Origin of the sequence: Streptosporangium sp. CA-135522 (assembly GCF_050949235.1) — a bacterium.
GTDB lineage: Bacteria > Actinomycetota > Actinomycetes > Streptosporangiales > Streptosporangiaceae > Streptosporangium.
Genome location: NZ_CP192026.1, coordinates 8,065,249 through 8,087,057, shown reverse-complemented (window position 1 = coordinate 8,087,057; position 21,809 = coordinate 8,065,249). Strand labels below are relative to the sequence as shown.

General features: G+C 71.9%; 18 protein-coding genes. 13 read left to right on the top strand and 5 right to left on the bottom strand.

Features of this window, described 5'->3' with window-relative positions; all coding sequences use genetic code 11:
• Positions 1–3 precede the first annotated feature (3 nt).
• Entirely contained in the window at positions 4–1,167 is a 1,164-nt protein-coding gene (locus ACQPYK_RS38155; protein ID WP_433242489.1) for an ABC transporter substrate-binding protein, read from the bottom strand.
• A 297-nt stretch (positions 1,168–1,464) separates the two neighbouring features.
• Between ACQPYK_RS38155 and ACQPYK_RS38150 the strand changes: the two genes are divergently transcribed.
• Complete coding sequence (locus ACQPYK_RS38150) at positions 1,465–2,220, top strand: GntR family transcriptional regulator (protein ID WP_433242486.1); 756 nt, start codon at positions 1,465–1,467, stop codon at positions 2,218–2,220.
• Between the two features lie 71 nt (positions 2,221–2,291).
• Positions 2,292–2,558, top strand: coding sequence for a DUF6504 family protein (locus ACQPYK_RS38145; RefSeq protein WP_433242483.1), 267 nt, complete (start codon positions 2,292–2,294; stop codon positions 2,556–2,558).
• Positions 2,559–2,748: 190 nt separating this feature from the next.
• Here ACQPYK_RS38145 and ACQPYK_RS38140 read toward each other — a convergent pair whose 3' ends face one another.
• Together ACQPYK_RS38140 and ACQPYK_RS38135 are read right to left on the bottom strand one after the other, a co-directional pair.
• Positions 2,749–3,411: a DUF4328 domain-containing protein gene (locus ACQPYK_RS38140; protein ID WP_433242480.1), complete on the bottom strand. Its 663-nt coding sequence runs from the start codon at positions 3,409–3,411 to the stop codon at positions 2,749–2,751.
• Between the two features lie 124 nt (positions 3,412–3,535).
• Positions 3,536–4,186: a response regulator gene (locus ACQPYK_RS38135; protein ID WP_433242477.1), complete on the bottom strand. Its 651-nt coding sequence runs from the start codon at positions 4,184–4,186 to the stop codon at positions 3,536–3,538.
• A gap of 115 nt (positions 4,187–4,301) precedes the next feature.
• Here ACQPYK_RS38135 and ACQPYK_RS38130 point away from each other — a divergent pair, with 115 nt between their 5' ends.
• Together ACQPYK_RS38130 and ACQPYK_RS38125 are read left to right on the top strand one after the other, a co-directional pair.
• A complete protein-coding gene (locus ACQPYK_RS38130) occupies positions 4,302–5,117 on the top strand; it encodes an ABC transporter ATP-binding protein (RefSeq protein WP_433242474.1) in 816 nt (271 codons plus the stop codon).
• Entirely contained in the window at positions 5,114–7,069 is a 1,956-nt protein-coding gene (locus tag ACQPYK_RS38125) for an FtsX-like permease family protein (RefSeq protein WP_433242471.1), read from the top strand. The genes ACQPYK_RS38130 and ACQPYK_RS38125 overlap by 4 nt, the downstream gene beginning before the upstream one ends.
• Before the next feature lie 277 nt (positions 7,070–7,346).
• On the opposite strand, the gene ACQPYK_RS38120 is transcribed toward ACQPYK_RS38125, so the two are convergent.
• Positions 7,347–8,366 carry an LLM class F420-dependent oxidoreductase gene (locus ACQPYK_RS38120; protein ID WP_433242468.1) on the bottom strand — a complete coding sequence of 340 codons (1,020 nt, stop codon included), beginning with the start codon at positions 8,364–8,366 and terminating at the stop codon, positions 7,347–7,349.
• Positions 8,367–8,469: 103 nt separating this feature from the next.
• Between ACQPYK_RS38120 and ACQPYK_RS38115 the strand changes: the two genes are divergently transcribed.
• On the top strand, positions 8,470–10,011 hold the full coding sequence (locus tag ACQPYK_RS38115) for a sulfatase family protein (protein WP_433242465.1): 1,542 nt from the start codon (positions 8,470–8,472) through the stop codon (positions 10,009–10,011).
• On the opposite strand, the gene ACQPYK_RS38110 is transcribed toward ACQPYK_RS38115, so the two are convergent.
• Positions 9,892–10,695, bottom strand: coding sequence for a FadR/GntR family transcriptional regulator (locus tag ACQPYK_RS38110; RefSeq protein WP_433242462.1), 804 nt, complete (start codon positions 10,693–10,695; stop codon positions 9,892–9,894). The genes ACQPYK_RS38115 and ACQPYK_RS38110 overlap by 120 nt on opposite strands.
• Positions 10,696–10,764: 69 nt before the next feature.
• Between ACQPYK_RS38110 and ACQPYK_RS38105 the strand changes: the two genes are divergently transcribed.
• The 8 genes from ACQPYK_RS38105 (at position 10,765) to ACQPYK_RS38070 (ending at position 21,707) form a co-directional block, all read left to right on the top strand.
• Entirely contained in the window at positions 10,765–11,592 is an 828-nt protein-coding gene (locus ACQPYK_RS38105; RefSeq protein ID WP_433242459.1) for a (Fe-S)-binding protein, read from the top strand.
• Complete coding sequence (locus tag ACQPYK_RS38100) at positions 11,589–13,001, top strand: lactate utilization protein B (RefSeq protein ID WP_433242456.1); 1,413 nt, start codon at positions 11,589–11,591, stop codon at positions 12,999–13,001. The genes ACQPYK_RS38105 and ACQPYK_RS38100 overlap by 4 nt, the downstream gene beginning before the upstream one ends.
• Positions 12,998–13,690, top strand: a complete 693-nt coding sequence (locus ACQPYK_RS38095; RefSeq protein WP_433242453.1) for a LutC/YkgG family protein — start codon at positions 12,998–13,000, stop codon at positions 13,688–13,690. The genes ACQPYK_RS38100 and ACQPYK_RS38095 overlap by 4 nt, the downstream gene beginning before the upstream one ends.
• Positions 13,691–14,039: 349 nt before the next feature.
• A complete protein-coding gene (locus ACQPYK_RS38090) occupies positions 14,040–14,582 on the top strand; it encodes a GNAT family N-acetyltransferase (RefSeq protein WP_433242450.1) in 543 nt (180 codons plus the stop codon).
• A gap of 170 nt (positions 14,583–14,752) precedes the next feature.
• On the top strand, positions 14,753–15,580 hold the full coding sequence (locus ACQPYK_RS38085) for a sirohydrochlorin chelatase (RefSeq protein WP_433242447.1): 828 nt from the start codon (positions 14,753–14,755) through the stop codon (positions 15,578–15,580).
• A 72-nt stretch (positions 15,581–15,652) separates the two neighbouring features.
• A complete protein-coding gene (locus ACQPYK_RS38080; protein WP_433242444.1) occupies positions 15,653–16,789 on the top strand; it encodes a nicotinate-nucleotide--dimethylbenzimidazole phosphoribosyltransferase in 1,137 nt (378 codons plus the stop codon).
• Positions 16,790–17,055: 266 nt separating this feature from the next.
• A complete protein-coding gene (gene cobA, locus ACQPYK_RS38075; protein WP_433242441.1) occupies positions 17,056–18,288 on the top strand; it encodes a uroporphyrinogen-III C-methyltransferase in 1,233 nt (410 codons plus the stop codon).
• Positions 18,285–21,707 (top strand): GTPase, encoded by a 3,423-nt coding sequence (locus ACQPYK_RS38070; RefSeq protein ID WP_433242438.1) that lies wholly within the window; start codon positions 18,285–18,287, stop codon positions 21,705–21,707. The genes cobA and ACQPYK_RS38070 overlap by 4 nt, the downstream gene beginning before the upstream one ends.
• The last annotated feature ends 102 nt before the right edge of the window (positions 21,708–21,809 follow it).

The window sequence follows — 21,809 nt, the reverse complement described above, 5'->3', positions numbered from 1 at the left end:
GGGTCAGCCGGCGACGGCGGCGCCCCAGCCGCCGGCCAGGACTTCCTTGGCCTTGGTGACCTGGGCCTCGGTTGGGAAGGAGGGCTCGCCCTCGACCGGAGGCAGGTTGGCCTCGGCGGCCTTGTCGACCGAGCCGTCGGTCTTCATGGCGGGCAGCAGCACCGGGCGGGCGAATCCGCCGAGATAGAGGTTCTGGCCCTCGGGGCTGTAGAGGAACTCCTGCCAGAGGCGGGCGGCGGCCGGGTGCGGGGCGTCCTTGTTGATGGCCTGCGCGTAGAGCTGGAAGTATTTACCGTCGCTCGGGATGACCGTCTTCCAGTCGAGACCCTTGCCGGCCATCTTGGGGGCGTAGGCGGCGTTGTTGTAGTCCCAGTCGATGCTGATCTGGGTCTCGCCCTTCTCGATGGTGGCGGGGGTGGTCTCCACCGGGTTGAAGTTGCCCGCGGCCTTCAGCTTCTTGAAGAAGTCGAGGCCGGGCTGGATGTCGTCGAAGGAGCCGCCGTTGGCCAGGGCCGCCGCGTACACACCGGCGAACGCGGAGCCGGACTTGGTCGGGTTGCCGTTCATCGCGACCTTGCCCTTGTAGTCGGGCTTGAGCAGGTCGGCGAAGGTCTCCGGGCACTTGGCGATCTTCTTCGCGTCGCAGCCGATCGAGACGTAGCCGCCGTAGTCGTTGAACCAGAGGCCGCTCGGCTCCTTCTGGTTGGCGGGGATCTTGTCCCAGGTCTGGACCTTGTAGGGCGCGAACAGGCCCTCGGCGGCGCCGCTGATGGCGAAGGACTGGCCGACGTCCAGCACGTCGGGAGCGCGGTCCTGCCCCTTTCGGGTCTTCACCGCGTTGATCTCATCGGCGCTGGCGGCGTCGGGGGTCTCGCTCTCGATCTCGATGCCGTATTTCGCCTTGAAGGCTTCGATGATCTTTCCATAGTTGGCCCAGTCGGGCGGCAGGGCGATGACATGGAGCTTGCCCTCCTTCTTGGCGGCCTCGACGAGCTTGTCCAGCCCGCCGAAGTCGGCCGCGGAGGCTGCGGTCCTGGCGTCCGCTCCGGCCGCCGAACCGCCGCCGGAGGCGGACGGCGCCGTAGTGGTGGGGGCCGCCCCGCACGCCGTGGCGCCCGCGAGGAGGATCGCGGTCAGGCTTGCGAAGCGAATTCGAGATGCGATCACGTTGTCTCCCACAAGGGTCTCGCGCAATATGCAATGAAAGTAGGGGAACTTGTACAAACAAGCTAGACCTAGTAAGTCTGGAATCGGTTTCTGTTCGATGAACGCTCGAAGTACGTCAGCGGAATGTGGGAGCTGGGACTTCATGGACGGTTCCGCCTTGCTTAGGGTGGGGGCGGGTCGGCCGGCCGGTGCGCGCAGCAAAGGGAGCTCCTGGCCGGAGCCGGGTCAGGGCGGAGGGGCGGGCTTGAGGCGCGAGGCGAGGTCGCGCGGTCGGCGGGCGTCCGGACGGGGGCGGTCGTGACCACGCGCTACATGGGGATCGCGGCCGAGTTGCGGGATGCGATCGTGCGCGGCGAGTACGCCGTGGGGGCGCAGCTGCCCTCGGAGGCCGAGCTCGCCGTCCGCTTCGCGGCCTCGCGCGGCACGGTCCGCCAGGCGGTCGCCGTGCTCGCGACCGAGGGGCTGGTCGGCTCCCGGCAGGGGGCCAGACGCATCGTCCTCGGCCGCGAGCGCAGTCAGAGCTTCGCCGAGCTGCACAGCTTCGCGCAGTGGGCGCGGACGATGGGCTATCGGGTCAGCGGACGAGTGCTGCGGCAGCGTCGCCGGAGCGCGGACGCCACCGAGGCGGCACGGCTGGCACTCCAGCCGGGCGAGCCGGTGCTGTCGGTGCTGCGGCTCCGCTCGCTCGAAGGCGAGCCGGTGCTGCTGGAGCGGACCGTCTACGCGGGATGGATCGCCCCGGCCGTCGAACGGATCGACCCCGAGTGCGAGTCGATCACCCAGGCCCTCTACGACGGCGTCGGCCTCGTCTTCGCCTACGGTGAGCATCTCATCGACGCGGTCGCGGCCGGGGTCGAGGACTCCCGGCTGCTGGCCGTACGGCGGGGCAGCCCGTTGCTGCGCCAGCGGCGGGTCACCACCACCCACGAGGGCCGCCCGGTCGAGTGGTCCGACGACCGCTACCGTGCGGGCAGCGTGACGTTCAGCATCCGCAACTCGGTGGACGCCAATCCACTGGTGCGGCAGGTGGGGGACTTGCGCTCCACCCCGTGAGAACGTATGTTCGATACGGCATGGCCCGTCTTCCCCCGGGTGTCCGTCCGAAATCCGCGGGGAGAGGCGTCGTGAGCAGACTTTACGGGGACCCGATCGAGGTGTGGACCCGTCAGGGGCAGCCCGTCCAGTTCGTCTGGCGTGACCGGCTGCACGCCGTCCGCCGGGTCGTGGACCACTGGGTGGTCTCGCGGGAGTGGTGGAAGACCTCGGAGGGCGATCCGGGGGAGCGCCGGTTCTGGCGGGTCGAGGCCGGCTCCGGCGGCCGGCCCGGCACCTACGAGCTTCGCTTCGACACCGCCGGCGAGGGTTGGCTGCTGATGCGGGCGTGGGACTGACGCCCGCCCCGCCGTCGTCTGAATGCGGGCGGAGGACGGGTCCCGTCGTCTGATGCGGGGCGGAGGACCGACGTCCCGTCGTCGTCTGATGCGGGTACGGGACCGACACCCCACCCCGCCGTCGTCCCGCGCCCGGCACCCGGACCGATGCGTGAGTCGGCGGCCGGGCCGGTGTCCGGCGTGACGGGCCCTACCGTGCGGACACCTGCCTCGTGAGAACCTGCGGGGCACCCTGGGACGCGACCGGGACCGCCTGGGCTCGGCGGTGGTGCCGGGCGCCGGCGGTCTGGATCCGGGTGATCCATCGGACGGTCGCCGCGCACAGCAGGGCGGAGGTCGCGACGGCGGCCAGCTCGGTCGGGCCGAGGCCGGTCAGGTCGGTGTCGCCCGGAGCGGTGTCGAGCGGCAGCCGTACCAGGATCAGGGCGAGCGTGGCCAGCCAGCTCAGCCACCAGGCGGTGAGCAGCGCCACCCAGCGGGCGCGCCGGTTCGCCGGTGGCCGGCAGGCCCGCCAGAGGCGATGCACCAGCATCGGCGGGGCGACCAGGTTGACCGCGGGAAGAAACCAGCCGGCCAGCGCCGGGGCGGCGCCGGCGCCGGGGGCGGCGCTCCGCCGGGCCTGGACCAGCCAGGTCAGGTAGGTGGCGGCGGCGGTGATCGTGGTTGCGACGACGAGCAGCATCAGGACGGCGAAGACGGTGACCGCGCCGACGAGAGCCTGGGCACCGGAGGCGTGGGGGTCGCCGCCGAGTGCCGAGATCTCTCCGGCCAGCCGCCTGCCGCGGACCTGTTCGAACACCACCAGGGCGGCGACGGCCGTCACCTGAGCGGAGAGAGAAACGTAGACCGCCAAAGCGGACTTTTTGTGAAGAGATGGGACGAAGCGCATGTATATCTCCCCCCGGCATGCGCTGAAGGATCTGCCCTTTTCCTATCCCGTCAGCCCCATGGCTAATCAGCTCCCCGCCTCCGGCGGATCAGCTCACCACGCCCGACTCCCACGCCCAGGCCGCGATCTCCACCCGGTTCCTGGCGCCGAGCTTCGCCTGGATGCTTCCCAGATGCGTCTTGATCGTCGACAGCGAGACGAACAGCTCCGCGGCGACCTCCTGGTTGGTGCGGCCCCGGGCGACCAGGCGCACGACGTCCAGCTCGCGCTCGGTGAGCGGCTCGCCGACCGGCCGGGCGGCGCCGGCTCGGGGGTGGGCCAGGTGTTCGAGCAGGCGCACGGTCACCGACGGCGACACCAGCGCGTCCCCGGCCGCCGCGGCCCGGATCGCCTCGATCAGCAGCGTCGGCCCGCTGTCCTTGAGCAGGAAGCCGGTCGCGCCCGCGCGCAGCGCCCCGTAGACGTATTCGTCCAGGTCGAAGGTCGTGACGATGACCACCCGCATCGGATCGGGCACCCCGGGGCCGGCCAGGATCCGGGTGGCCTCAAGGCCGTCGAGCTTGGGCATCCGGATGTCGAGCAGGCACACGTCGGGCCGGAGCCTCCTGGCGTGTTCGACCGCCTCGGCGCCGTCACCGGCGGTCGCCACGACCTCCATGTCCTCCTGTGCGTCCAGAATCATCTGGAACCCGCTCCGCACCAGCATTTGGTCGTCAGCGATGAGCACCCGAATCGTCACCTGATGGATTCTGCCAGCTCGTCACGGACCATCCGACTTTCGGACGATGCTCCCGCAGGCGAATCCGACGGTCGGCCGATCCGCCGCGACGCCCCGGAGCGGGAGGGTCGTCGGCATGAGTGTTGTTCTTGAAGGGATCGGTCTGGTCAAGCGGTTCGGCCCGACCGTGGCGCTGGGCGGCGTCGGGCTGGCCGTCCACGGCGGCGAGGCCGTGGCGATCATGGGACCGAGCGGGTCGGGCAAGTCGACCCTGTTGCACTGCCTCGCCGGGATCATGAAGCCGGACGCGGGGGAGGTGAACCTGCTCGGTCGGCGCGTCGACACGATGGGCGAGCGGGAGCGCAGCGCGCTGCGCCGCACCCGTTTCGGCTTCGTGTTCCAGTTCGGCCAGCTCCTGCCCGAGCTGCCGGCCGAGGAGAACGTGGCGCTGCCGCTCATGCTCGGCAACGTCTCCCGTGCCGACGCCGTACGGCAGGCCCGCGAGTGGTTCGGCCCGCTCGGCCTCGGCGGCATGGAGGGCCGTCGCCCCGGCGAGCTCTCCGGAGGCCAGGCGCAGCGGGTGGCGATCGCCCGCGCGCTGGTCACCCGGCCCGCGGTGATCTTCGCCGACGAGCCGACCGGTGCGCTCGACCAGGGCACCGGCCAGGACACGATGCGCCTGCTGGTGGACGCCACCAAGCACAACGGCGCCTCGCTGGTGGTCGTCACCCACGACCCGGAGGTGGCCCGCTGGTGCGACCGGGTGGTCGAGGTCCGCGACGGTCAGATCCTCCCCACCCGGCACGGCGCCCGGCCCTCTCCCGATCACGACGGGCCCCACCCGTTCGCCGGCCACGACGGGCGGCTCCCGCACGACGCCACGCGGGAGTCTCACGGCCGGGACGCCACGGCAGAGCCGGAGACCCGGATGCTTCCCGGGGTGAACGGATGAGCGGGCTGATGGGACTGACCTGGCGGCTGCTGCGCGGCGGCGGCCGCCGCGGTCTGCTGGGCGCGGGGCTGACCGTCGTGGCGGTGGCGGTCTCCACCACGCTGCTGCTGTTCGCCGTGACGGCCAACCTCGCCTTCCAGGGCCGGGCCGACCGGGAGGCGTGGCGCAACCCGGTCAAGGCCACGGGCGACGCCGTGGCGATCGAGGCCGTGCGCAAGGACTACGTGCGCGACCGGCAGATCACCGTCGTGGACCTGGCGGCGCTGAAGCCGGGCGCCGCCCCGCCGCCCGGCCTGGCCCGCTTCCCCGCGCCGGGAGAGGTCTGGTTCTCCCCGGCGCTGGCCGAGCTGGCCCACAGGCTCCCGGCCGGCCAGCTCGCCGGCCGCTTCCCCGGGAAGGTGGCCGGGACGATCGGCGACGAGGCCCTCGTCCACCCCGGCGAGCTCGTCGCGGTCCGCGGCCAGACGCCGGACTCCCCGGCGATGGCCGCCAGGTCGTCGGACGATCCGCGCGCCGGTGTCGCGCCCATGAAGGTCTCCGGCTTCACCGGGCAGACGACGTCCGACGCGGAGGGCTACAAGGCGCTCGGGCTGATCGCGAGCGTGCTCATGGTCGTTCCGCTGCTGGTGTTCGGCGGCGCGGCGGCCAGGCTCACCGTGGCCCGCCGCGACCAGCGCCTGGCCGCGCTCCGGCTGGTGGGCGCGACTCCCGGGCAGGTGGTCGCGATGACCGTCGCCGAGGCGGTGATCACCGCCTTCGGCGGAGCGGTGCTGGGCGGGGTACTGTACGGCCTGGCCGTCCCGCTGCTCACCGGGATCGAGATCGGGGGCGGCTCCTGGTTCCTGTCCGACATGTGGCCAGGTGCGCTCGCCGTACTCGCCGTCCTGGTGGCCGTGCCGCTGCTGGTCGGCCTGTCGGCGGTGATCGGCCTGCGCCGGGTCGTGGTCAGCCCGCTCGGCGTCGCCAAACGGGAGACGCCCCCGGCGATGCGTTTCGTCCGGGTCGTCGCCCTGCTGGTGATCCTCGCCGTGGTGCCCACGCTCGGCATGAACGTCGGCGTCGGGGTGATCGCCGTCGTCCTGGGCCTCGCCTTCCTGGCCATCAACCTGGCCGGTCCGTGGGTGATCGGCATGCTCGGCCGGATCATCGCGCGCACCGCCCGCCGCCCGGCCCGCCTGCTGGCCGGGCGCCGCCTGGTGGACGACCCCAGGGCCGCCTGGCGGACGGTGAGCGGTGTCGCCATGACCGGGTTCGTGGCCGGGTTCATCGGCCTCCTCAGCCCGGACAGCGGTCTGTTCGGAGGCGCCGACGCCACCGCCCTGCACCTGTCGGTCCCCTCTTCGAAGGTGGCCGCGGTCACCGCCGAGGCCCGCGAGCGGCTGTCGGCGGCGGGGCTGCCCGCCAGGATCGACGTCGGCGGCGACGGCGGGACCAAGGTGCTCACCTTCTCTCTCCAGGAGCGCGACGCCGCGACGACCGACCGGGCGCGCACCGCGCTCGACGGCCTGGTGCCCGGGCACGGCGCCACCTCGGCCGCCGACGAGGAGTGGTTCAACGTCCGGCTCATCGGTGACATCGGCACCGGAACGGTCACCGTGCTCGCGGTCTCGTTCCTGGTCGCGATCGCCAGTGCCGGGATCACCGCCGCCTCCTCGGTCCTGGACCGCAGGCAGACCTACGCGCTGCTCCGCCTGGCGGGCACTCCGCTGGAGGTGCTGAACAGGGCCCGCCGCGCCGAGACGCTCATCCCGCTGACGGTCATGGGCGGCGGCGCCATCGCGGTCGGGGTGTTCTGCGCCATCCCGTTCGCCGCCTTTTCGATGAACGTCACCGGTGTGATCACCCTGTTCACCTGCGTGACGCTCGGTTTCGCCGGGGTGGTCGGCGCCGGAGCCGCCAGCGCCCCGCTCCTGCGCTCCGTCACCGCCGACCCCGCGCCCCGCCCGGACTAGCTATTCCTATTTAGCGGGTAGGGAAAGTTGCAAATATGCCGGTGGATCGTTACCGTCAGGTGGAGGGGGACCCCGGAGCCGGAAGGAGCCGTGGGGCCGGGCCTTACGCGGCGGGCGCAGACCTTCCGCCCGGGAGTTCCCCGCCGACGGGGCGCACCACATGGTCACAGGTGCCGCTCACCGGGACGGAGTCGGCGGATGAGGAGGCCCCCTCCTCCGCCGGCTCCTCCCCGTGGTGCGGCTCCGCCCGCGCGGCGCGGGCTCCCGGCGACCGCGGTCAGCCCAGGACGAGGTCGCGGATCGTCCTCAGCGAGGTCTCGTCGCGAGGGCCCATCACCAGCAGGCTGGTGACCGGGCTCCTGCGCCACGGCTCCAGGCGCTCGCGGATCCTCTCCACCGGGCCCACCAGGGAGATGCCGTCGGCCAGCTCGTCCGGGACGGCGTTGAAGGCCTCGTCCTTCCGGCCGGCCAGGTAAAGCGCCTGGATCTCCTCGGCGGTCTCGGCGTAGCCCATCCTGCCGATGATGTCGGCGTGGAAGTTGCGGCCCTTGGCGCCCATGCCGCCGATGTAGAGGGTCAGCATCATCTTCACGCCGTCCAGCGCCGCCTTGACGTCGTCGGTGATCAGCGTCATGACCATGGCGGCGATGTCGAAGTCCGGCCCGGCTCCGGCCAGGGAGGGGCCGTACATCCGCTCGATCTTCTCCGGGAACACGAACAGCGGCAGCCAGCCGTCGGCGATCTCGCCGGCGAGGGCCACGTTCTTGGGGCCCTCGGCGCCAAGGTAGAGCGGGATCTCCTCACGCAGCGGACGGGTGATCAGCTTCAGCGGCTTGCCGAGCTTCGCCCCGCCCGGGTAGGGGAGCGGGTAGTGCTCGCCGTCACTGGTCACCGGTTCCTCGCGGCGCCAGACCTTGCGCATGATCTCCACGTACTCGCGGGTGCGGGCGAGCGGCCTGGGGAACGGCCTGCCGTACCAGCCCTCGACCACCTGGGGCCCCGAGGCGCCGACGCCCAGCAGCAGCCGCCCGCCGGTCAGATGATCCAGCGTCATCGCGGTCATCGCGGTCGCCACCGGGGTCCTGGCCGAGATCTGCACCACGGAGGTGCCCAGCTTGATACGGGAAGTCCGCGCGCCGTACCAGGCCAAAGGGGTGAAGGCATCGCTACCGTAGGCCTCCGCGGTCCAGACGGAGTCGTAGCCCAGCCGTTCCGCCGTCTGGACGAGCTCGGTGGCGTCATCGGCGGCGCGCTGCCAGTAACCAAGGTTCAGGCCAAGCTTCAGATCGGTGCTCACGGAAGCCTCCAGGCGGATGACGGGCATCGTGATTAGAACATGTTCTAGCTTGGCCGGTCGAGAGTGAGGTGTCGAAATTCACCATTCTGGGAAACGAGAACCTGTGGTCAACGCTGTCCGCAAGACCCTGTATTTGATGTTGCTCGCCGTCCTCTGCGCCTCAGGGGTCGCTCCCGCCACGGCGCAGATCACCGGACAGCCGAACATCATTTTCATCCTCGCCGATGACCTGGATGCAGGGGATCTGCAGAAATTTCCGAACATCTGGAACCAGCTCGTCCGCCAAGGCGCCGGCTTCCAGCAGTTCTTCGTGACCAACTCCTGGTGCTGTCCCTCGCGTTCGTCGATCCTGCGCTCCCAGTACGTTCACAGCCACGGCGTGCTGACCAACACCGCGCCCGAGGGCGGCTTCACGAAATTCCATGACTCCGATCTGGAACGTTCCACGCTCGGCGTCTGGATGAAATCGGCCGGCTACCGCACCGGGTTGATGGGCAAATACCTCAACCACTATCCCGGGGGCTCCGCCGAGCCCACGTACGTGCCGCCGGGCTGGGACGAGTGGGACGTCCCGGTGCGCCATCTCTACAACGAGTACGACTACACGCTCAACGAGAACGGTGTGCTGACGGCCCATGGCCTCGCCCCGGAGGACTACCTGACCGACGTGCTCAGCCAGAAGGCCGGCGCGTTCGTCTCCCAGCAGGGCTCCGAGCCGTTCTTCCTCTACCTCGCCCCGATCGCCCCGCACAACCCGGCCAACTTCGCGCCCCGGCACGCCGGCGACTTCGCCGACGCCATCGCTCCCCGGACCCCGTCCTTCGACCAGATCGACGTGACGGACGAGCCTCACTGGCTGAACTCGCGCCCCAGGTTCAGCGCCCGGACGATCCAGGGCATCGACGAGCGCTACCGCCGCCGGCTCCGGGCCATGCTCGGGGTGGACGACATGGTCGGCGCCCTGATCGAGACTCTGAGAGCCACCGGAAAACTGGAGAACACCTATATATTTTTCGGCTCCGATAACGGGTTCCACCTGGGCCAGCACCGCCTCGCCCAGGGGAAGACGACGCCGTTCGACGAGTCGATCAAGGTGCCCCTCGTGGTCCGGGGGCCGGGCATCGCGCCCGGTGGCGTCATCGGCGACCTGAGCGCCAACGTGGACCTCGCCCCCACCTTCGCCGAGTTGGCCGGGGCCCAGCTGCCGGACTTCACCGAGGGCAGGTCCCTGCTGCCGCTCCTGCGCGGCCGGACACCCTCCCCGTGGCGGCAGAACGTCCTGCTGGAGTTCTACCGCCCGACCAGTGAGAAGTCGGCCCGGCAGACCCCGGTCCCGGCCTACCAGGGCATGCGGACCGCCCGCAACACCTTCGTCCGCTACTCGACCGGCGAATACCAGCTCTACGACAACATCGAGGATCCCTACCAGCTCCACAACCTCGCCGCCAAGGTCCCGCCCACGGTGATCGCCGAGTTCAACCAGCAGCTCGACGCCCTGGTGGCCTGTTCCGGCGCGACCTGCCGGTCAGCCGACTCCGTCCGGCCGCCCTCGTTCACCGCGCCCGCCTCGTTCGTCGGTCCCAGCTCGTTCCTCGGCCCGGACTCGATCCTCGAACCCGGACTCGTCGGGCCCCGGCGCCCATGAGACGTCCGGATAGGCACGCCGCAGATGGGCCTGTACGGCGGCCGACGCCTCCGCGCGGTCGCCGGAGGCGATGGCCCGGTGGATCCGGCGATGATCGGCCATGAGCTCCCTCGTGTCGCCGAGGCGTTCGACCGCCTCGACGGCGTAGCGGCGGACCGAGTCGCGCAGCGAGCGCATCATGGCGGCGATCAGGCGGTTTCCCGAGGCCTCGGCGATGGCGACGTGGAAGGCGATGTCGTGCTCGACGAAATCCTCGGCGGTCCTCGCGCCCTCCATCAGCTCCAGCGCGCGACCCAGGGCCGACAGGTCGGCGCCGTGGCCGGCGGCGCGCGCGGCGGACCACTGCTCGATCATCAGCCGGGCGTCGATGACCTCCTCGAGTGACAGGCTCGACAGGCCGAGGTGGAGGCGCAGCAGGTCGGTCAGGGCTCCGGCGGGCCGTGAGATGAGCACGGCTCCCGCGTCGGGTCCCCGCCCGACCTGCGAGGCCACCACGCCCAACGTCTCCAGCACGCGCATCGCCTCGCGCACCGACGACCGGCTCACCCGCAGCTGCTCGGCGAGCTGGCGCTCGCCCGGCAGGCGGTCGCCGACCGTGAGCCCGTCGTCCGCGATGCGCTCCTCGATCCGGGCGATCACATCCTCGAACGCCCGGGTGCGCCGGACGGGCTGCCATCCGTTCAAGGGCCCTCCTCTTGTGGCGAAATATGGTCAGACCATACTGTGGTCAGACCATAGAACGGAAGGAGCGCCGTGCGCGTCGCCCTGTTCATCACCTGCGTGAACGACACGCTGTTTCCCGGCACCGGGCGGGCGGTCGTGACGCTGCTGCGCCGCCTCGGATGTGACGTCGAGTTCCCCCAGGCGCAGACCTGCTGTGGCCAGATGCACGTCAACACCGGATACCCCGACGAGGGAAGGCGGCTGGCGCGGCACTTCGTGGACGTCTTCGCCGGATACGACGCGATCGTCGCCCCGTCGGGTTCGTGCGCCGCGATGGTCCGCGAGCAGTACCCCCGGCTGGCCCGGGCGACGGCCGGCGCCACCGCCGCCGCGGGAACACGGGCGGCGACGCAGGCGGTGACGCGGAGCTCCTCCGCGGGCGGGCGCGCCCCCACGCCGGGCGGCCCCGCCTCCTTCGCCGACGAGGTCGCCGAGCTGACGCCGAAGGTCCACGACCTCTCCGAGTTCCTGGTCGACGTCCTCGGCGTCACCGACGTCGGCGCCTACTTCCCCCATCGGGTCACCTACCACCCGACCTGTCACTCCCTGCGCGGCCTTCACCTGGGCGACCGCCCGACCCGGCTGCTGGAGCAGGTCAGAGGTCTGGAGCTGGTCCCGCTCCCCGGCGCCGAGGAGTGCTGCGGCTTCGGCGGCACCTTCGCGGTGAAGAACCCGGCCATCTCGGCCGCCATGTGCGGCGACAAGGTGCGCAACGTCACCTCCACCGGCGCCGAGGTGCTCTGCGCCGCGGACAACTCCTGCCTGATGCACATCGGAGGGACCCTCGGACGCCAGCGCGCCGGTGTCCGGATCATGCACCTCGCCGAGATCCTCGCCGCCACGGAGGCCACGCGATGAGCGGGAGCGGGACGTTCCTCGGGATGCCCGCGTTCCCCCGGAACGCCGCGGCCGCCGTACAGGACTCGCAGCTGAGGTTCAACCTGCGCAAGGCCACGCACACCATCCGCGCCAAGCGGGCCTCCGTGGTGGCCGAGCTGCCCGACTGGGCCGAGCTCAGGGCCGCGGGCAAGGAGATCAAGGACCACACCCTGCGCGACCTCGACCGCTACCTCCTCCAGCTGGAGGAGGCGGTCACGGCGGCCGGCGGCCACGTCCACTGGGCGGCCGACGCCGAGGAGGCCAACCGGATCGTCGCCGGCCTCGTCAAGGCGACCGGCGAGACCAGCGTGGTCAAGGTCAAGTCGATGGCCACCCAGGAGATCGGCCTCAACGAGGCTCTCCAGCGGGAGGGCATCGCCGCCTACGAGACCGATCTGGCCGAGCTGATCGTGCAGCTCGGCGATGACTGGCCATCCCACATCCTGGTCCCCGCGATCCACCGCAACCGCTCGGAGATCCGCGAGATCTTCCGGGAGAAGATGGCCTCCTACGGCCGTGCGGCGCCCGAGGGGCTGACCGACGACCCCCGCGCGCTGGCCGAGGCCGCCCGTCTCCACCTGCGGGAACGCTTCCTGTCCAGCAAGGTCGCCATCTCCGGCGCGAACTTCATGATCGCCGAGACCGGGACGCTGGTCGTGCTGGAGTCCGAGGGCAACGGCCGGATGTGCCTGACCCTGCCGGAGACGCTGATCAGCGTGGTGGGCATCGAGAAGCTCCTGCCGAGCTGGCGGGACCTGGAGGTCTTCCTCCAGCTGCTGCCCCGCAGCTCCACCGGCGAGCGGATGAACCCCTACACCTCCACCTGGACCGGAGCGGTCGAGGGCCAGGAGTTCCACCTGGTCCTGCTCGACAACGGCCGCACCCGGGTCCTCGCCGACGAGGTCGGCCGCCAGGCGCTGCGCTGCATCCGCTGCTCGGCCTGCCTGAACGTGTGCCCGGTCTACGAGCGTGCGGGCGGTCACGCCTACGGCTCGGTCTATCCTGGACCGATCGGCGCGATCCTCACCCCGCAGCTGCGTGGCATGGGCTCCGCGCTCGACGCCTCCCTGCCCTATGCCTCCACGCTGTGCGGCGCCTGCTTCGAGGCCTGCCCGGTGGCGATCGACATCCCCGAGGTCCTCGTCCATCTGCGTGGCAAGGCCCGCCATCCGCGAGCCGAACGGCTGGGCATGCGCGCCGCCGGCTGGGTGCTCGACCGCCCGGCGCGGCTGGCCGGCGCCCAGCGCCTCGGCGGCCGCCTGCGCAGGTTCGTTCCCAGGCGCCTGCCCGGCCCGCTGGCCGGCTGGACCGACACCCGCGACGTCCCCGACATTCCCGCCGAGTCCTTCCGCGACTGGTGGAACCGTACCGACGGAGGTGCCCGATGAGCGGCGGAGCGGCCGGACAGCACCCGGGAGTGTGGGCCGCGGGACCGGCTCCGGGCTCCCGGAGAGGACCCGGGACGGGCACGGGCGCCACGAGCAGGGAGCTGATCCTGGAGAGGATCCGCGCGGCCGTGGCGGGGGCGCCGGAGGTCGAGATCACCCGCGCCTACCGCACGTCGTCCGATCGGGACGGGATCGTCGAGCTGTTCGCCGAGCGCGTCGCCGACTACCGGGCCGTCGTGCACGTGGTGGAGGCGGACGAGACGGCCGGCGCGATCGCGGCGGCGCTGGCACGGCGGGGAGTCGCCCGGCCGGTCGTACCGGCGGGCCTGCCGCCGGAGTGGACGCCGCCGGAGCCGATCACCGATGACCCGGTGCTGAGCGCGGCGCAGCTGGACGCGGCGGGCGCAGTGGTCACCGCCTGCGCGGTGGGGATCGCCGAGACCGGCACGATCGTGCTGGACGCCGGCCCCGGGCAGGGACGGCGGGCGCTGACCCTGGTGCCGGACTACCACCTGTGCGTGGTGCGGGCCGGGCAGATCGTCGCGAGCGTGCCGGAAGCCGTCGGAAGGCTCGACCCGGCCCGGCCGCTGACCTGGATCAGCGGCCCGTCGGCGACCAGCGACATCGAGTTGAACCGCGTCGAGGGCGTGCACGGCCCGCGCACGCTGGAGGTGGTGATCGTCCGCTGACCCTCAGCGCCGGCCCTTCTCCTCCTTGCCGTACCCGAACGTCTCGGCCACGTCCGCCAGGTTGGCGAAGGCCCGCTCCGGCAGGGACCGGACGGTGCCGATCACCGAGCCGGGCGCGCCCTGCTCCTCGGCATGCGCGGGCCCTGCGCCCCGGGCGAGTCCCCGGTCTCGTGCTTTTGCCGTTCGTCCAGGCGCGGGCCGTGCTCGGCGCTTCCTCGTTCCATGGTCGTCGCCCCTTTCGCGTTCGGGCCAGGCCCCTACCCGTCCTTCATGGGCGAACATCCGGTTGCGCGGGCACCCCGGTCTGGGGTGAGCTGGGAGGCACCCGTTTTCGTGGCGAGGAGTGCGAGTGACCGCGTTGATACAGGGCTTCTCCGTCAGGACCGATCGGCTCACGCTCCGCCCGTTCGCCCCGGCCGACGCCGACCGGATCCGTGCCGTGATCGAGGCGCGCCACGCCTTCCTCCCGCCGGGCGCGCCCGGCCACGTGTCCGGCATCTCCCAGTGGCTCTCCCACGGCGTGCACGAGCTGTACCGATCCGGTCAGGGCGTCCATCTGGCGATGGACGCCGACGGGCTCGTCGTGGGCGCGATCAGCCTGTTCAAGACCCTGTGGGGAGCCGGAACCACCGAGGTCGGATACGGCGTGCACCCGCTGCACCGGGGACGCGGCTACGCCCCCGAGGCCGTACGCGGCCTGGCCCGCCGGCTGTTCGAGACCACGGACCTGCGCCGGATCGAGCTTCGCGTGAACCTGGACAACACCGCCTCCCTCCGGGTCGCGGAGAAAGCCGGATTCATTCGGGAAGGAGTGCTGCGCGCCGCGGAGATGGAGGAGGACGGTCCGCACGACGTCGTGGTGTTCGGCCTGCTCAGGACCGACACGACCTGATCGGGGCGGGTCGCCGGGCACCGCTCGGCACGCCGCCGCCGCGCGATCCTTCCGAGTGTGACCTATCAAACTTTGCCGATCCGTTACCTGTCCATGTCGCGGCGTTATCGGATATCCTCGCGAGTCGCCGTTGCGTATTCCCAGGTCAAGGTCATTGGAGTCCCGTTTCTATGAAGCCGCCGCTGCTGCTCATCGGGCAGGGCTCACACGATGACAACGGATCTGCTGAATTCGGCAGGTTCGTCCACCGGCTCCGCTGCCGCCTGGACCAGACGGCGGCCGCCGTGTCGGGCGGCTACATCTCCCGGGCGAGGCCGCGCCTGAGCGACTCGATCGCCTCGCTGGTCGCGCACGGGCACCACCGCATGGTCGCCCTTCCGCTGAGCCTCACCGGGGACATGCGGATCGGCGCCGACATCCCCGCGGCGATGGCCCGCGAGCACGAGCGCCACCCCATGCTCACCTGTGACTACGGCCGGCCCCTGGGCTCCGACCCTCGCATCCTGGCGCTGCTGGCCGAGCGCCTGGCCGACGCCGCGGCCGAGGTCGCCAGCCTCCGCCTGGTCCCCGCGGCCGCCGGGCCGCTCGACGACGAGCCCGAGCGCATCGAGATCGGCGAGACGGCCGTGGTCCTGGTCGGTGACGGCTCCACCAGCCCCGCCGCCAACGCCGACGTGCACCGGGTCTCCCGCCTGTTCTGGGAGACCCACGCCCACGAGTACATGACCGTGGAGACCGCCTTCGTCTCGCTCACCCCGCCCGGCGTGCCCGGCGGCATCGAGCGCTGCCGCCGCCTGGGCGCCAAGCGCGTGATCGTCGTGCCCTACCTGCTGTTCGCGGGCGGCGTGCTCGACCGCGTCTGGGCCCAGGCCATGGCCTACGCCGCGGGCCATCCGGAGCTGGACGTCCGCTGTGCCGACGTCATCGGCGACTGTGAGGGCCTGGCCGACGTGGTCATCGAGCGCTACGAGGAGGCGCTCAGCGGCATCGCCTGGTGATCCTTCCGGGAGGTCCCACCTCCGGTGGTGACTTTTTCCGGGAAATCCGGTTTCCAGGAGACACTGGACGCCATGACCATCCTTGAGCAAACCGTCGCCGCGATCCGGCCCGCCGACCCGGAGGCCCTCGCCGAGGCCCGTGCCCACCAGGACCGGCTGACCAAGCCCCGAGGCGCTCTGGGCGTGCTGGAGGAGGTGGCCGTACGGCTGGCGGGAGCGGCGGCTGTCAGCCCGCCGCCCCTCCCGGCCCCGGCGGCTCTGGCGATCTTCGCCGCCGACCACGGCGTCCACGCCCAGGGGGTGACCCCGTGGCCCCGGGAGGTCACCGTGCAGATGGTCGGAAACTTCCTCGCCGGCGGCGCCGTGGCCAACGCCTTCGCCGCCCAGATCGGCGCGTCGGTGACCGTCGTGGACGTCGGCGTGGCCGCCGACCTCGCCCCCGCGCCGGGCCTGACGATCAGCAAGGTCGCCTACGGCACGGCCGATCTCTCCCTCGGCCCGGCGATGACCGCCGAGCAGACGGTCGCGGCGCTGGAAGCCGGAATCGCCGTGGCCCGGCAGCTCGTGGACCAGGGGGCCCGCTGCCTGATCACCGGCGACATGGGCATCGCCAACACCACCGCTTCGGCCGCCCTGATCTGTGCGTTCACCGGACAGGACGCGGCCGCTGTGACCGGCAGGGGCACCGGGGTCGATGACGAGACCCTGGCCCGCAAGGTCGAGGTGGTCCGGCGGGCCCTGCGGGTCAACGGCCTGGCGGACGGCGCGTCAGAGGACGGCGCGTCGGACGGCTCGGTGGCGGCGGGGCTGCGGAACGCGTCCGGGGAGGGCCGGGCGAGGTCCGCGCTGGAGATCCTGGCCGCGGTCGGCGGGCTGGAGCACGCGGCGATCGCCGGATTCGTCCTGGGCGCGGCGGCGCTCGGGGTGCCGGTCATCCTCGACGGCGTCATCGCGGGTTCCGCGGCTCTGGCGGCTGCCGGGCTGGCTCCCGACGTGGTGGACCACTGTGTGGCCGGACACCGTTCGGCCGAGCCCGGCCACGCCGTCGCGCTCGCCCACCTGGGCCTGCGCCCCCTGGTCGAGCTGGAACTGCGGCTCGGAGAGGGCACCGGAGGTCTGCTCGCCCACCCGCTCGTCTGCGCGGCCGTCAGGGTGATGCACGAAGTGGCGACCTTCGATTCCGCCGGGGTCACCGACAAGGAGGCCTGACCTCGATTCCGCCGGGGTCACCGACCCGGAGGCCTGGCCTCGATTTTGCCGGGGTCACCGACCCGGGGTCACCGACCCGGAGGCCTGACCTGCGAAAGGTCGTCGAGCCCTGTCGGTGGATCATGGTCGGCCCCCGCTTCACCCCGCCGACATGCGGGCAGTCACCGTGTTAACACGGGGGAAGCGAGCGGCGGTCCGTTAGCCGGTAGGTTTACCTCCTAACACGCCATGCTCCACAGTTAATCGCGAACGGGAGATTTTTCACCATGTCGCCCTATCTGCTCGGTTTGCATCTTTCCGGGCGGCGTGTGCTCGTCGTGGGCGGAGGGCGCGTCGCCCAGCGGCGGGTCCCGGCGCTGCTTGAGGCCGGTGCCCTCGTCACCATCGTCTCCACGAGCGTCACCCACGCCCTCGACGATCTCATCGCGACCGGGCGAGTGATCTGGGAGGCCAGGCCGTACCAGGTCGGTGACGTGGACGGAGCCTGGCTGGTCCAGGCCTGCACCGACGATCGGGCGGTGAACACCGCGGTCGCCGCCGAGGCCGAGGCCAAGCGGATCTGGTGCGTGCGCGCCGACGACAAGGACGCCTCGGCGGCCTGGACCCCCGCCAGCGGACGGGTGGACGAGATCAGCGTGGCGATCACCGCCGGCGGCGACCCCCGCCGGGCGGCCGGGATCAGGGACGCCGTCGTGGCGGCCCTGCGCGACGGCACGGTCGGCGCCCGGCGCAACCGCGCCAAGCCGGTCGGCGTGGCCCTGGTCGGCGGCGGACCCGGCGATCCCGGCCTGATCACCGTCCGCGGGCGGCAACTGCTCGCACAGGCCGACGTGGTCATCGCCGACCGCCTCGCGCCGCAGGCCCTGCTCGACGAGCTCTCCCCGGACGTCGAGCTGATCGACGCCGCGAAGATCCCCTACGGCCGCTACATGGCCCAGGAGAAGATCAACGAGCTGCTGATCGAGCACGCGAAACGCGGCAAGTTCGTGGTCCGGCTCAAGGGCGGCGACCCGTTCGTCTTCGGCCGAGGCGGTGAGGAGATGCTGGCCTGCGCCCGTGAGGGCATCCCGGTCATCGTCGTCCCCGGGATCACCAGCCCCGTCGCGGTGCCCGCCGCAGCCAACGTGCCGGTGACGCACCGCGGCGTGAGCCAGGAGTTCCACGTGATCTCCGTGCACGTCCCGCCCGGCGACGCCAAATCCACCGTCGACTGGCCGAATCTGGCGAGATCCGGTGGAACCCTGGTGCTCATGATGGCCGTCGAACGAATCGGAACGATCGCCGAAACTCTCATCCGGGACGGACGTTCGCCAGAAACTCCCGTAATGGTGGTACAGGACGGTACTCTTCCCACCCAGCGCGCTCTTTCCGCCACGCTGTCCACCGTGGCGGAGCGCGTGACCGCGGCCGGGATTCGGCCACCTGCGATCGTGATCGTCGGCGATGTCGTGAAGGTCGGCCAGGAGGTCGAGATGGTTCGAGCGGAGCGGGTACCGTGAAGCCGGCTGCCAACAAGCCCACTCCTGCGGATGAGCGCGGCCCTCGCATTGCGGGCGCCTCCCAAGAGCCACCCGACGCCTCGCAGGACGACGCCGAGTCCCCCGGCGAGCAGACGGTCGTCTTCGGTGCCATCCGCTTCGACGACGATGACGTGACCTCCGGTCAGGCGGCTCCCTCCCCGGTGTCGCCCGCCGGCGCGAAAAGGGCCGACGGCCTCCCCGCCCCGGCCCCGGACGACCCCCTGGCCGCTTTCCGGGCGGCGGCCGCCGCGGCCGAGGCGACGATCGCGTCCCTGACCGGCGGCGCCGCGAGCTCCTCACGCGCGGGCGAGGGGAGCGGTCCGTCTTCGGGCGGCCCCGCGCGTGCCTCGCATGGGGACGGCGATGCCGCGCCGGGTGGCGCGGCGGTCCCGTCCCGGGGAGGCGCCCTCGCTCCCGGCGGCGTCTCCTCGTCCTCGCCGGCCGGTGGCGGCCGGTCTTCGGGTGGCCCTGTCGTCGCCGGGGGGACGGTGGGCGGTCCGGCCTCGTCTCCGGACGACGCCTTCGCTGCTTTCCGGGCGGCGGCCGCCGCGGCCGAGGCGACGATCGCGTCCCTGACCGGCGGCGCTTCTTCGCCTTCGCCGGGTGGCGTTCCTTCGCCGGGCGGCGCGCCGAACTTCGCCGGGGCCGGCGGGGTGTCCGGCTCGTCTTCACCGAGGGTCACCGGCGCCTCCTCCCCGGCCGATGGCCGGCCCGCGCCGGGTGCGGACGGCCGTACGATTCCTCCCGGTGCCGGTCGTGACACCGCGGTTCCCGCGCCGGATGGGGCGGTCGCGTCCTCGCCGGCCGGTGGTGGCCGGTCTTCGGGTGGCCCTGTCGTCGCCGGGGGGACGGTGGGCGGTCCGGCCTCGTCTCCGGACGACGCCTTCGCTGCTTTCCGGGCGGCGGCCGCCGCGGCCGAGGCGACGATCGCGTCCCTGACCGGCGGCGCGGCCGAAGCGACGATCTCGTCCCAGGACGCCGCGGCCGAGGCGACGATCGCGTCCCAGGACGGCGCGGCCGAGGCGACGATCGCGTCCCAGGACGGCGGCGCGGCCGTTCTCCACGAAGAGGCGAACGTCACACGCTCGTCCCAGGACGGCGATGCGGCCGTCCCCCGGGCCTCCGGCGCGTCGGCACGGGGTGACACCTTCGCCGCCTTCAGCGGAGACGCCGAAACCCCTGATCTCCGGTCAGAGTACGGCGAACCATCGTCCGACGCTGCTGGCGACGACTCCGCTCCGGCTTCTCCGGCGTCTTCGGACGGCGTCGCCGACGCCTCCTCCGCCGATCACGACGCTCCGACGCCCCTCACGGAGAACGCTCCGGCCTCCCTCACACGGAAGGCCGCGCGAGAACCCGAGACAGGACTCTCCAAGGCCGGCGCGGAAGCGAACGCGGGGCCTGCCGCGGCGACAAGCCCGGGCGACGCCGTCCCCGAATCCGAACCCGGCCCTGAGCTCCGGGCCGGAATCGGCCCGGAGTCCGATTCCGGCCTGGAGCTCGGGACCGAACCCGAATCTGGTCCCGAAGCCGAACCTGGTCCCGAAGCCGAAGCCGAAGCCGAAGCCGAAGCCGAAGCCGATGCCGATTCCGGCCCCGGTCCCGAATCCGATTCCGGCTTCGACGGCGACGGCCGCGTCGATGACGTCGGCGGCGACGGCTCCCACCGGAACGAGAGGTCCGAGGGCGGGCGGCATGGCCGACTGCGCGAGACGCCCCTGCCGGACGCCGTCTCCGAGGCCCTGACCAACGCGCTCACCATCCTCCGCAACAGCGTCACCGATCTCCGCTTCGGCCTGGATCTTCCCGGAGCCGAGGAGGCCAGGCGGACCCAGAGCGAGATCCTCGCCCAGCTTGACGACTACGTGATCCCGCGGATCCACACGAGCACGGCGCCGGCGCTCGTCGTGGTCGCCGGATCCACCGGAGCGGGCAAGTCCACGCTCCTCAACACCCTGGCCGGCGCGAAGGTCAGCGCCACCGGCGTGCGGCGCCCGACCACCGGTACCCCGGTCCTGGCCTGCCACCCCGACGACCACGGGTGGTTCGCCGGCGGAGAGTTGCTCGGCAGTCTCCGGCGGCAGGAGGCGCCCGATCCCCAAGCGGCCCCGGGCGGCCTGGTCCTCGTCTCCGCCGAACGTCTCCCCACGGGGGTGGCCCTGCTCGACACCCCCGACATCGACTCGGTCGTGGAGGAGCACCACGAGATCGCCCACCGGATGCTCGACGCGGCCGACCTGTGGATCTTCGTCACCACCGCCGCCCGCTACGCCGACGCCCCGGCCTGGCGGCTGCTGCGCCTGGCCAAGGAGCGCGGCGCCCGGCTGGCCATCGTGCTCTCCCGGGTGCCGCCCAGGTCCCGGGAGGTGGTCACCAAGCACTTCTTCCGGATGCTGACCGAGTACGGCCTCGGCGGGGTCGACCGCTTCGTCATCAACGAGAGCAAGGTCACCGACGGCATGCTCCCCGAGCATGAGGTCGCCGAGCTCCGGCTGTGGCTCACCGAGCTGTCGATCGACGACCAGCGCCGGATGCAGGCCGTACAGGCGACCCTGTCCGGGGTGCTCAACAGCTTCCGCACCCGGATCCCGGCCCTGGCCAGGCAGCTGGAGGCCCAGGTGGTCTTCAGGAGGGAGCTCCGCGGCGACGTGGACACCGCCTACGCCGGCGCGCTGGCCGAGATCGAGGAGGCGACCAGGAACGGCTCGCTGCTGCGTGGGGAGGTGCTCGCCCGGTGGCAGGACTTCGCCGGATCCGGCGACCTCATGCGGACCCTGCACCTGCGCAGGCCGGGCCGGTTCGCAGGCAAGGCGAGCCATCAGGCTCCCGAGCGGCTCAGCGCGCTGAAGTCCGCGCTCCGGGCCGCCGTGGAGTCCGTCGTCATCTCCGCGGCGCAACGGGCGGGGGAGGAGGCCGTCGCGCGCTGGCTGCAGCGGCCCGGCGCCGGGGAGACCCTGGCCGCCGCCCCCGGTCTCGGCGGCGCCTCCGAGGACCTCCTGCGCAAGGCCGGCAGGACCGTCGCCGCCTGGCAGGAGCACGTCATCGAGCTGATCCGCACCGAGGGCGTCACCAAGCGCGCGGTCGCCAGGCTGGTCTCGTTCGACGTCGAATCCCTAGCGCTGATCTTCGCGGTCGGGCTTCTCGGAGACGGTTCCACCGGGGCCGAAGGCGTGGTCACCGGCGCACTGCCGCGACGGCTGGTGCACGCGCTGCTGGGCGCCGAGTCGCTGCGCACCATCGGGTCCAAGGCCCGCAGCGACCTGCGTGCCCGGATCGGCATGCTGTTCGACGACGAGATGGCGCGTTACGTCCAGATCCTCGACGGCGCAGGCATTCCCGACGAGTCCGCCGCCACCCGCCTCCACCGGGCGACGTACAACTTTGAGGTCGCCCGATGAGGGAAGACGCACCCGGTGCGACGGGCGCGGTGTCTTCCCGGGTGTGCCTGCGGCACGACGGCTCACGAGAGACCGGCCGTCGGCGAAGTGAACGAGGAGCGG